This window comes from Bacillus sp. LB7, from assembly GCF_030449715.1.
In the GTDB taxonomy this organism is placed as follows: domain Bacteria; phylum Bacillota; class Bacilli; order Bacillales; family Bacillaceae; genus Bacillus; species Bacillus paralicheniformis.
The window spans coordinates 67744-79060 of record NZ_JASGCA010000017.1 but is presented as its reverse complement, the minus strand read 5'-3'; the positions used below and the strand labels follow the sequence as shown (position 1 = coordinate 79060).

The 11317-nt window shown below is 46.9% G+C and carries 12 protein-coding genes; 2 read left to right on the top strand and 10 right to left on the bottom strand.

Going from position 1 to position 11317, the window contains the following annotated elements; genetic code table 11:
* Positions 1-109: 109 nt before the first annotated feature.
* On the bottom strand, positions 110-1324 hold the full coding sequence (gene hmpA, locus QMZ64_RS18650; RefSeq protein WP_265627486.1) for an NO-inducible flavohemoprotein: 1215 nt from the start codon (positions 1322-1324) through the stop codon (positions 110-112).
* A gap of 258 nt (positions 1325-1582) precedes the next feature.
* On the opposite strand from hmpA, the gene nsrR reads away from it, so the two are divergent.
* Positions 1583-2014, top strand: a complete 432-nt coding sequence (gene nsrR / locus QMZ64_RS18645; protein WP_059230655.1) for a nitric oxide-sensing transcriptional repressor NsrR — start codon at positions 1583-1585, stop codon at positions 2012-2014.
* A 30-nt stretch (positions 2015-2044) separates the two neighbouring features.
* Here nsrR and QMZ64_RS18640 read toward each other — a convergent pair whose 3' ends face one another.
* Positions 2045-2371, bottom strand: a complete 327-nt coding sequence (locus tag QMZ64_RS18640) for a YqzG/YhdC family protein (RefSeq protein ID WP_409365398.1) — start codon at positions 2369-2371, stop codon at positions 2045-2047.
* 197 nt (positions 2372-2568) lie between these two features.
* Between QMZ64_RS18640 and QMZ64_RS18635 the strand changes: the two genes are divergently transcribed.
* Positions 2569-2817: a YhdB family protein gene (locus QMZ64_RS18635; RefSeq protein ID WP_243939321.1), complete on the top strand. Its 249-nt coding sequence runs from the start codon at positions 2569-2571 to the stop codon at positions 2815-2817.
* A 25-nt stretch (positions 2818-2842) separates the two neighbouring features.
* On the opposite strand, the gene QMZ64_RS18630 is transcribed toward QMZ64_RS18635, so the two are convergent.
* From QMZ64_RS18630 to glpK, 8 genes are all read right to left on the bottom strand, one after another.
* Positions 2843-3361, bottom strand: a complete 519-nt coding sequence (locus QMZ64_RS18630; protein WP_265627488.1) for an NADPH-dependent FMN reductase — start codon at positions 3359-3361, stop codon at positions 2843-2845.
* 4 nt (positions 3362-3365) lie between these two features.
* A complete protein-coding gene (locus QMZ64_RS18625) occupies positions 3366-4016 on the bottom strand; it encodes a response regulator transcription factor (protein ID WP_301441516.1) in 651 nt (216 codons plus the stop codon).
* Positions 4004-5152, bottom strand: a complete 1149-nt coding sequence (locus QMZ64_RS18620) for a GAF domain-containing sensor histidine kinase (RefSeq protein ID WP_265627489.1) — start codon at positions 5150-5152, stop codon at positions 4004-4006. Before QMZ64_RS18620 ends, QMZ64_RS18625 begins: the two co-directional genes overlap by 13 nt.
* A gap of 119 nt (positions 5153-5271) precedes the next feature.
* Complete coding sequence (locus QMZ64_RS18615; protein WP_265627490.1) at positions 5272-5469, bottom strand: helix-turn-helix transcriptional regulator; 198 nt, start codon at positions 5467-5469, stop codon at positions 5272-5274.
* Between the two features lie 21 nt (positions 5470-5490).
* Positions 5491-5949, bottom strand: a complete 459-nt coding sequence (locus QMZ64_RS18610) for a DUF6773 family protein (protein ID WP_301441515.1) — start codon at positions 5947-5949, stop codon at positions 5491-5493.
* 131 nt (positions 5950-6080) lie between these two features.
* Complete coding sequence (locus tag QMZ64_RS18605) at positions 6081-7826, bottom strand: phospho-sugar mutase (protein ID WP_265627492.1); 1746 nt, start codon at positions 7824-7826, stop codon at positions 6081-6083.
* 184 nt (positions 7827-8010) lie between these two features.
* Positions 8011-9678 (bottom strand): glycerol-3-phosphate dehydrogenase, encoded by a 1668-nt coding sequence (gene glpD, locus QMZ64_RS18600; protein ID WP_265627493.1) that lies wholly within the window; start codon positions 9676-9678, stop codon positions 8011-8013.
* A gap of 146 nt (positions 9679-9824) precedes the next feature.
* Positions 9825-11315 carry a glycerol kinase GlpK gene (gene glpK, locus QMZ64_RS18595; RefSeq protein ID WP_265627494.1) on the bottom strand — a complete coding sequence of 497 codons (1491 nt, stop codon included), beginning with the start codon at positions 11313-11315 and terminating at the stop codon, positions 9825-9827.
* Positions 11316-11317: the final 2 nt, after the last annotated feature.

The following is an 11317-nucleotide window of genomic DNA, read 5'->3' as shown; positions in this document are numbered from 1 at the left end:
GCCGCCGATCCTTCTCCTATTCGTGAGCACCGACGCGCAGGCCTGACAACGAATGCGAGGGTTTGTCGACACGCTGAGGCAGCTGTCGGTTTGACAGCTGCCTCTTTGGTCAGTTCGCTATTTGCATATCAAGGGATGAAGCAAAGCTCTCATAGCGGATGTTTTCCATCGAAACGCCAAGATTTTGCAATCCTTCAATCACGCTTTTCATAAATGAAAGCGGACCGCAAACATAAAATTCGCCATTTGGATCTTTCACGATCGATTTCAAAAGCTCTTCATTCACCCGGCCTTTTACAATATGATCTTCCGTCGCTTCAGCATCCCTGCTGTAGACAAACAGGAGACGGTTCGCCGGATTGGCGCTGAGCAGCTTTTCCGTTTCTTCCTTGAAAGCGTGATGCTGTTCAGATTTCGCCGCGTGCACGAATGTGATCTCGCGGCTGCTTTCTTTTTGAGCCAATGTTTGCAACATGCTCATGACAGGCGTGATGCCTGATCCGGCGCTGAAGAAGTAAACCGGACGATCCGTTCCTTCGGAAAGGGTGAAATCTCCGGCCGGAGCGCTCACTTCCAAGCTGCCACCGATTTCCATGTTCTCATGCAGATAGCTTGATACCCTTCCGACCGGTTGGCCTTCCTCCGCTTCCAGTTTGACTGAAATGCGGTAGTAGTCTTTATTCCAGGCATCTGACAAGCTGTACTGCCTTGTTAAGAAATACGGTTCGCCGGGAATTTTAATGCGGACAGATACGTACTGTCCGGGACTGAAAGCGGGCAAATCCGTTCCATCGGCAGGCTTCAAATAAAAGGAAGTAATCGTAGCGGATTCCACCCGCTTATCCATGATGACAAACGGTTTAAATCCTTCCCAGTTTCCATCCTGCTTTTTGTCTTCTTCATACATTTGTTTTTCGACTTCAATAAATACGTGGGCGATCTCTTCATAGGCTTCTGCCCATGCCTGGAGAATGTCCTCTGTCGCAGCTTCGCCGAGCACGATTTCAATGGCTTCCAAAAGGTGCTGACCGACAATAGGATAGTGCTCTGGTTTCACATGCAAACTTTTGTGTTTATGTCCGATTTGTTTGACAACCGGCAGCAGGTCTCCGAGCCGGTCGATGTTCTCAGCCGCCTGCAAAACAGTAAAAGCCAAAGCTTTCGGCTGTCCGCCGGTTTGCTGGCGGGACATGTTGAAGATATTTTTCAATTCAGGGTGCGCATTAAACATCCGCTTGTAAAAACAAGTGGTGATCTCTGTTCCCTTTTCTTTTAAAACAGGGGCGGTCGATTTGACAATTTGCATGGTTTTTTCAGATAGCATAACGCTTTCTCCTCTCCAGTCACTTTAAAAATGTATTTTAAATACATCTTTAAAGGTGCAATAAGATCTTTTTTTTAATGGGACTGTTACTTTTGATTAAAGATGTATTTAAGATACATCTTTATACTAGACTTTTAATGGAATTAAAGCAATATTTCCAAGGAATGTTTTATATTTTTGTAACAATTTCCGCTCCACCCTCATAACTGAAGGCAAATGTGATAAGATAATGGAAACTTGTTTGATTGAGGTCATGCGATGAAATTAACAAATTATACGGATTACTCATTGAGGGTACTGATTTTTCTAGCAACCAAAAACTCAAACGAGCTTGTCAATATTAAAGACATCGCCGATTCTTATTCCATTTCAAAAAACCACCTTATGAAGGTGATTTACGAGCTTGGCAAGCTTGGCTACGTTGAAACGATTCGGGGCCGCAACGGCGGGATTCGTCTCGGAAAAGCGCCTGAACTGATTAATATCGGTGAAGTCATAAGACATACAGAAGATGATTTTAACCTTGTCGAGTGTTTTAACGGAGAAAAAAACCATTGTATACTTTCTCCGATCTGCGGATTAAAGCATGTTTTAAACAAAGCCCTTTCCGCCTATTTGGACGTATTGGATCAATACACTCTGCAGGATATTATCGTTAATCAGGACCATATACGTAAATTATTGAGTTAACGAAGGAAGCCGCTTCCTTCGTTTTTTTTGCTATAAGGTAAAAATATTCACATTGATGATCGCATTGGTCACCGGGTGAAAATACACCTCAGCGTGCGCCGAAAATGATTTACCTTTCTGATTGACGGTTACCCTGAAGACATCTTTTGTCTCTTCATCATTGACTTGAGTTCGCCCTAAATATTCATAATCCTCGAACTTTGCGCCTTCGTATTTTTCTTCAAGCGCGCTCCAGGCGATTCTCTCCCACCGTTCAGGCGCATCGAAAACACCTGCTTGAAAGTGGCTTTTCGCCGGGAATGATAAAAGCGTTAGTATGCAAAAAAAGTACGTGCAATATCGTTTTTTCATTTCCATTCGCTCCGCATGTATTGTACATACGTTAGCTTGACCGGAAACGGCGAATGTCATGCAGACATTTTTCGCAGTCTAACGTATACCATCCTCATATTTCTAGGCCGCCAAACAAGGGAGACCAAGTTTTGCCCGGAGAAAAAAACATCCCGCCACATAAAATAATCATGACTCCTCAGAAAGAAGGGAGAGTGGCGAAATTGAATTACGCTGATTATGACAAAGCTTTGTACTATACGCACCGCTCGCAGTGGGACAACCTGCTGATCCTGATGGTGCGAACAGAAGACGATTTATTATCAAAGCGGATCGAACATTTTTTGCACGCCTACAATTTTGAAAGAGATGACACCATTGTCGAGAAAAGGCTTTATGATCTGCTGCAGTACATTGATCACGCCTCATTTTCGGGACACGAACACGAAAACGGCGTGCTTGTTTTTACGTAAAATAAGCCTGGCGCTCTAATCAGCGTCAGGCTTTTTGAAATTCGGCAAAGAGCAGAAGCTCTTCCATTACATTTTTGATATTGGCTTTGGCTGCTTCAGTAACCGTTTGGTGTTCCTCATCAATATGAATCGGATCGAGCACAAGCTGCTTTGTGATGACGTTCGCATAAACGCCGCGCGCGACAATGCGCATATTGGCGAGCGCGTTCATCCCGCCTTTGCCGCCTCCTGCACAAGCAAAAAGCGCAACCGGTTTGCCCGAGAACTGTTCATTGCTTAAAAAATCGAGCGCATTTTTCAAAGCGCCGCTCATACCGCTGTGGTATTCGGGAGATAATAAAACAACAGCGTCTGCTTCTTTGACAGAAGTTCTCAGTTTTCGAACATTTTCCAGCGAGCTCTGCTCTTCATCTCCGTTGAAAATCGGTAGGATGAACTCGCTTAAATCGATAAGCTCCGCCTGATACGTGCGGGCGATATAGGAAGCGGCAATCCGCGTTCTGCCTTGTTTTCTCGCGGTTCCGCTGATTACGGTTATTTTCATTTGATCATCTCCCGTCATTTTGGTGTAGTCCGTGTTTAACTGCAAAGAGCGCGGCTTGCGTGCGATCGGATAAGCCTAGCTTTGACAGCAGATTGGATACATGAGTTTTCACTGTTTTTTCGCTGATAAATAAAGATGCGGCAATTTCCTTGTTGCTTTTCCCTTTTGTAATTTCCAATAAAACATCTTTTTCTCTATTTGTCAATTGATGTATTTTTTCTTTCTCATCAGCCTGTGACACATGGTGAAAGACGTGGGACATAATGCTTGGATCCAAGGAGTATCTCCCTCCATAAACAGCGCGTATCGTCTCGACAAGTTCATCAGGCTCGGCGTCTTTCAGCTGATAGGCAGAGGCTCCCGCCTGGATGGCGGGAATCACATAGCTTTCGTCCGCATAGCTTGTCAGCGCTATGATTTTGACAGACGGATATTCTTTTTTTATTCGCTTTGTCGCCTCAATTCCGTCCATTTCAGGCATTGATAAATCCATTAATACGATGTCTGCCTGCCGTTTTCGCAAGACATCGAGCGCCTCGATTCCTGTCGATGCCTCTCCGACAACGTCAAAATCGCTTTTTGTTTTGAAAAAAAACAAGAGGCCTTTTCTGACAATATGATGATCATCGGCAATAATGATTTTCACCTGTTCCATCCTGCCTCCCCCTTCTCCTTCAAAGGCAAAACCGTCCGGATTTTCGTCCCCTTACCGATTGCGGAGTTGATCAAAAACGTGCCGCCCGCTTTTTCCGTCCGCTCCTTCATTCCTTTCAGCCCAAGCGTCGGAAGCCCCGCGTCAGGATCGTACTGAAACCCTTTACCGTCATCTTCGATTTCCAAGACGGCAGACGACTGGAATACATCGATTTTCACTTGTATACGGCTTGCACCGGCATGCTTTTTGCAATTGTTGAGAGCTTCCTGGCTCAGCCGCCACATCAATTCCTCAGCAGAAGGCGGCAGACGGAGCACACCGCTGAGCTTGAAAATCACCTGAAGGCCGAGCACTTCCGCATATTTTTCAAGTGCCGCCGCCAACCCTTCTTCCAAGCCCTGGGGCCTGAGCTGCCAAATTAACGCCCGCATCTCAAGCAGCGCTTCATGAGAAAGATGTTGCATAAACTCGAGCATTTCCCTGATCTCAGGCTGGTCTGTCATTTCACCCGCCGCTTTAGCGGTCAAGCTAAGCGAAAAAAGCATTTGATTGACGGAATCATGCAAGTCCTGAGCCAATCTGTTTCTTTCGGTCAGGAGCATGTGTTTTTGCTGTTGTTCAGCAAGCCGCATCCGTTTGATCGCCATCCCGATTTGCAGAGCAACAGCTTCGAGGAGCGCCAGTTCCCCGCGGCTGAAATGAATTTTGTCCGGAGCCGCAACGTTCAGCAAACCGAACCGTTTTTTCTGATCGCTGAGCGGGACGGTTGCATGGTGTGTGATGCCTTCCGGATCTCCGGTCTTCTGTTTCATTGCCGTCGTAATCCGCCGGCAATGAATGATATTTTTCGCCCTGTCCAGCTTTTCATCCCTATATTGTTCAAGACAGTAGCAGCTTCCTTCGCATAATAAACGGTTGTGCCGGTAAGAAAGCGCCTGGGGCAGGCGGACCGAAGCGGCCAGTTCAAAGCTCCCCTTTTCATCGATCAGAAACAGCCACGCCGTTTTGAGCCCTGTTAAGCGGAGCAGCTTTTTTAAAACAGCATGAAGCGTTTCTTTTAGATGGTTCCCTTCGTTTAACGTTTCCGCTATTTCTTTGAGCGTTTTCAATTTTTCAAACTGCGTGTCTTCCCGCAAAAGCTTCATCCCCTTAAACCGGAGTTTCTTTTATTATATCGATATTTGCTAAAAAAAAGCCCGCTCTCATGAGATGAACTTTTCTAAGACTTTTGACCGAGAAAGGACAAAACGATCCTTTAAACTTCTTCCTCCCAGAACAAATCGTCAAGTGTTTTGTCCAACGCCCTTGCGATCGCGATGCAAAGGTGCAATGTCGGATTGTACTTATTTTTTTCGATCAGCCCGATCGTCTGCCTTGTCACATTGACCCGCTCGGCAAGCTGGGCTTGTGTCAAAGACTTTTCGATCCGGGCGAGTTTGACCCGGTTAACCATATGCTCACCCGCCGTTTTCATTTAATCATCTAATAGATCTTGATTTTTCCGAAAGGATTTGCGCAACGAGATAAAGTTGATCAGAAAATGAATAAATACAAACAACATCACCATGACAATAAAGTCAACCCAACTGCCGGGATGTTCCGGTATGCCGGTAAAGATAAGCACTGAAATAGCAAATATGAGGCCGGAAGCGAGGCTGAGGGCTGTGATTTCTTTTCTTTTTTTTCTGTACGCCTCTTGACCTGCGATCTCCGGATATTCAAACCCCGACAAAAGATAGCGAAACAATATCCAGCCTGCATAGACCGCAAAACCGATGACGCTGATGATGTATTCGGATGACGGTCTTCCTAAAATGAAGCCCCGGATGATCACATCCAAAAATAAGATAGCAGCGACGATCGTACCGGCTTCGCTAAAAAATTGCGTCATTTTCTTTTCTACGTATTCATCCCCGGTTTTGATCCATTTCATGTCAGCCATTTTCCCCTTTCAAGATGCAATTTATATCTGACTTATTGTTAAATATATATTACATCATTTATTGCCGCTTATCAATAAAAATTGAAAACCCGCCGTGTAGCAAGGCGGGTTTTCAGCGATTATCAATTTGAAGTTGATTTTACAATATCATCGATTTTTTTCATCACTTCATCTGTCAATTGATGGAGAAGTGCTTCACTGTCTTCATTGGTTCGGCCTTTAACTGCGAAATAAAATTTCACTTTAGGCTCTGTTCCTGATGGACGGAGGCAGAACCATGAGCCGTCTGCAAGGAAATATTTCAAAACATTGGATGTCGGCAGATCGATCGTTTCTGTTTTGTTTTCCTTCAGCAGCGTCCGCTTTCCTGTCAAATAGTCTTCTGCTGATACAACGTCTTTTCCGGCGATGGAAAGAGGCGGCTGTTCTCTGAATGTGCTGAGGATGGCTGCGATTTGCTCCGCTCCCTCTTTTCCTTTTAAGGTCAGGGACTTCAAGCCTTCTCTATAGAAGCCGAACGATTTATACAATTCGAGGAGCCCGTCATACAGCGATTTTCCCTGCTTTTTATAGAAGGCGCATACCTCAACCGCAAGCAATGCGGCCTGGACGGCATCCTTGTCCCTTGCGAAGTCGCCGATCAAGTAGCCGTAGCTTTCCTCATAACCGAATTGGAAAGCGTATTCGCCCGATGCTTCAAATTGTTTGATTTTTTCTCCGATGAATTTAAAGCCGGTCAGCGTGTCGATCGTGTCCAGTCCGAAAGAAGCGGCGATGTCGCGCCCCATTTCGCTCGTCACAATCGTTTTCAGAACGACTCCATTATCAGGCAGCGTGCCTTTCTGCTGTTTTTGCGATAGCAGATAATGCAAAAGCAGCGCGCCGGTTTGATTTCCTGTCAGCACCGCGTAACGGCCTTCTTGATCCTTTACAGCGACGCCGAGGCGGTCCGCGTCGGGATCCGTTCCGATCAGAATATCGGCTCCTTTTTCTTCACCAAGCCTGATCGCATATTCAAAAGCGGCGTGCTCTTCCGGATTAGGAGAAGACACGGTCGGAAAGTCAGGGTCAGGCAGCTCCTGTTCCGGGACGACTGTGACATGTTCATATCCGAGAGCTTTCAAGCCGCGTCTCACGGATTTGTTTGCCGTGCCGTGCAGCGGGGTGAAAATGACTTTGACTTCAGTTTCCTTCGCCAGATCAGGGTTGACAGAAATCGATGTCAGTTTATCGAGATACGCTTGATCGATTTCCTCGCCGATTATTTTGATCAGCCCTTTTTCGGTTAAAGCAGATTCATCGCCAGCTTCGATCTCCAGTTCGTTTTCAATCGCATTGACATAGCCGATGAGTTTGTCGGCATCAGCAGGCGGAAGCTGCGCGCCGTCTTCTCCGTAGACTTTATAGCCGTTGTATTCAGGCGGGTTATGGCTCGCCGTGATGACAATACCTGCAAACGCATTCAGTTCTCTTACCGCAAAGGAAAGTTCAGGTGTCGGGCGCAGTTCGTCAAACACGTACGTTTGAACGCCGTTTTCTGAGAGCGTTTTAGCAGCTTCCATTGCGAATTCAGGCGATTTGTGGCGGGAATCGTATGCGATCACAACGCCGCGCTTCTTTGCTTCTTCGCCGTTCGCTCCTATGTATGCGGCAAGGCCCGCCGATGCTTTGCGAACCGTATAAACGTTCATGCGGTTCGGACCGGGTCCGATCTCTCCGCGCATGCCGGCTGTACCAAACTCAAGTTTTTTATAAAAGCAATCCTCTAGTTCTTTTTCATTTCCTTCAGCTTCCAGAAGAAGCGATTTTAATTCGGAATCTAAGTTTTCTTTGTTTTTCCAGCGTTCATAGCTCGTTCTCCAGCTCATGATTACCTCCAATATTCCAGCTAAATAATTGCAGCTTTTCTTTTATCATATCGACAAACAGCCGCTTTGTCCAAATTTAGCATGCCGAACAAAAAAAATGAGGCTGCCTGATCAAGACAGCCTCACGTTAGGCCATTCGATTGATTTTCAACGAAATTTCATCAAGGTCATTTGACCCGATACATCATCTGCTTTCCAGCGGGACAACAGCGTCGTGAAGAAGTCCTTCCAAGGCCTGGACATGCCGGGCCTTCGTTTCGCCATCCCAGTTCAGCCTCTCGCTCATGTAGTCCGTAAGGCTGTCTTTGTAAGTGCGGACCCAATTGATGTCAAAGAACAGCGCACCCGTTCTGCGTACGAAGAAGTCTGCCGGGACGGCAGCCATTTCTTCCTCGATCCCGTAATCCATTTCTGCCAGTACATGGACAGGAATGCGGCGTTCTGCTGCTTCATCTTTTAGGGATGGAACACGATCAAACAGGCGGTCTGCGTTCGAACCGTATCGTGCGGCGATCTGTCTGGCCGTCTCTTCGGACAGTCCAGCCTCGATTCCTTCGGCTGCTTTCGCTTGAATAAAATCCTCCAGATTTTTGGAGCCGCCGATATGGCCGCCTGAGATCGGCATCGTTTTTGTTCTGCAAGGACCGAAGTCTCTGCCGCCCTCTTCTTTTAATCGGTCTCTGACAAGATCAACAATATGCTCAGCCATTTTTCTGTAGCCGGTCAGCTTTCCGCCGGCAATCGTGATCAGTCCGGATTCAGAAGTCCAGATCTCATCTTTCCGGGAAATCTCGGACGGGTCTTTTCCTTCTTCATGAATCAGCGGTCTGAGCCCCGCCCAGCTTGATTCGACATCTTCGGACTTGATTCCCAGTTCAGGGAACATATAGTTGATGGCATTAATGACATAATCCCTGTCTGCAGTCGTCATTCGAGGATGTTCCAAATCCTCGTTGTAGACGGTGTCCGTTGTGCCGACATATGCCTTACCGTCTCTCGGAATCGCGAACACCATGCGGCCGTCAGGCGTATCAAAATAAACGGCTTGTTTTAAAGGAAAGACCGATTGATCAAAAACAAGATGCACGCCTTTTGTATGCTGAAGGTGTTTGCCTTCTTTTGAATGGTCTTTTTCCCGCAGACGGTCAACCCACGGACCTGCAGCATTGACGATTTTTTTCGCGTGGACGCGATATGTTTTTTTCGTGAAGACGTCTTCAATAACCACGCCGGTGACCTTGCCGTTTTCATAAATAAAATCGCTTACTTTCGCATAATTGACGGCCTCGGCTCCGAATTTAACCGCTTCTTTCATGACTTCGATCGTCAGCCTGGCATCATCCGTCCGGTATTCGACATAATAGCCGCCGCCTTTCAGGCCGTTCTTTTTCACGAGCGGCTCTTTTTGAAGCGTTTCCTCGGCATTCAGCATGCTCCTCCGCTCAGCTTTTTTGACGCCTGCTAAAAAGTCGTACACCCTCAGTCCGATTGACGTGCTGAATTTGCCAAAAGTACCTCCCTTATGCATCGGAAGCAGCATCCATTCGGGCGTTGTCACATGCGGTCCGTTTTCATAGACGATCGCCCGCTCTTTGCCGACTTCAGCTACCATTTTCACTTCAAATTGCTTTAAATAGCGAAGTCCGCCGTGTACGAGTTTCGTGGAGCGACTTGACGTTCCGGCCGCAAAGTCCTGCATTTCGCAAAGCGCCGTTTTCATTCCGCGCGATGCGGCGTCCAATGCCGTCCCTGCACCTGTAATCCCTCCGCCGATAATAAACACGTCATACTTCTGCTTCGTCATATTCTGTAAAATATCGTCCCGTTTACGACTTGAAAATAATGATTCCATGTTCATGTCCTCCCTTGTTGTCACGGTAAAAAAATAGAAAAAGAGACCACAAACATCCAAAGCGCTGATTCTGCTTTGGTGCCTGCGGTCTCTCCTCTTCTCCAACCGTTTCTATTAACTTAATTAGATTGTAACATACATGCGGCTTATTTAAAAGCCCTAGCTGCATTTACAGCTTTCTTCCACCCGCTGTACAGACTCTCGCGCTCTTTTTCTTCCATTTTCGGTTCAAAACGTTTGTCAAGCTGCCACTGGTCTTTGATCTCGGAACGATCACTCCAGAAGCCGACAGCAAGACCCGCTAAATAGGCTGAACCGAGCGCGGTTGTTTCGTTGATTTCAGGACGTTCTACAGGGACATCCAAAATGTCGCCCTGAAAATCCATCAGGAAGTTGTTTTTGACAGCTCCGCCGTCGACTCTCAGCGTTTTCACCGAGATCCCGGAGTCTTCCATCATTGCGTCAAGCACGTCTTTCGTTTGATAGGCAAGTGCTTCAAGCGTTGCTCTAACAAAATGCTCTTTCGTCGTACCCCGGGTCAGTCCGAATACAGCGCCGCGGACATCGCTGTCCCAATAAGGCGTGCCTAAACCTACAAATGCAGGAACCACATAAACACCATCGGCAGATTCTGCTCTTACAGCGTATTTTTCACTTTCTTTGGCGTCTTTAAACATTCTCAGCCCATCACGGAGCCATTGAATAGCGGAACCTGCGACGAAGACGCTGCCTTCCAGCGCATATTCCACCTTTCCGTCGATGCCCCAGGCGATTGTCGTCAGCAGGCCGTGCTCTGATTTGATCGCTTTTTCGCCGGTGTTCATCAGCATAAAGCAGCCTGTTCCATACGTGTTCTTAACCATTCCCTCTTCAAAGCAAGCCTGCCCGAACAATGCTGCCTGCTGGTCGCCGGCTGCACCTGCAATCGGAATGTTTTTGCCGAAGAAATGATAATCGACCGTTTCAGCGTATACATGCGATGAAGGCTTGACTTCCGGAAGCATCGATTTCGGCACGTCGAGAATATCGAGAAGTTCCTCATCCCATTTGAGGTCATAGATGTTGAACATCAATGTTCTTGAGGCATTTGAATAATCTGTCACATGCGCTTTTCCGCCGGACATTTTCCAGATCAGCCAAGAATCGATCGTACCGAAGAGAAGGTCGCCGTTTTCCGCTTTCTCCCTTGCCCCTTCCACATGATCCAAAATCCATTTCACCTTCGTGCCTGAGAAATAAGGATCGATTAAAAGTCCTGTTTTCTCTCTGATCGTCTCTTCATAGCCGTTATCTCTCAATTCCTGACATATTTCCGCCGATTGGCGGGACTGCCACACAATCGCATTGTAGACCGGTTTACCGGTATGTTTATCCCAAACAACGGTCGTTTCCCGCTGGTTGGTGATCCCGATTCCGGCAATTTGTCCGGCTTCGATCCCCGATTCTGAAAGCGCAGAAGCGATCACCGACAGAACGGAGCCCCAGATTTCATTTGCATTATGTTCAACCCAGCCGGGGTTTGGAAAATATTGCTGAAATTCTTTTTGCGCAATATGGACGATTTCGCCTGCTTTGTTGAAAACAATCGCCCTTGTGCTAGTGGTGCCTTGATCAAGAGACAAAATGTATTTTTCCATTT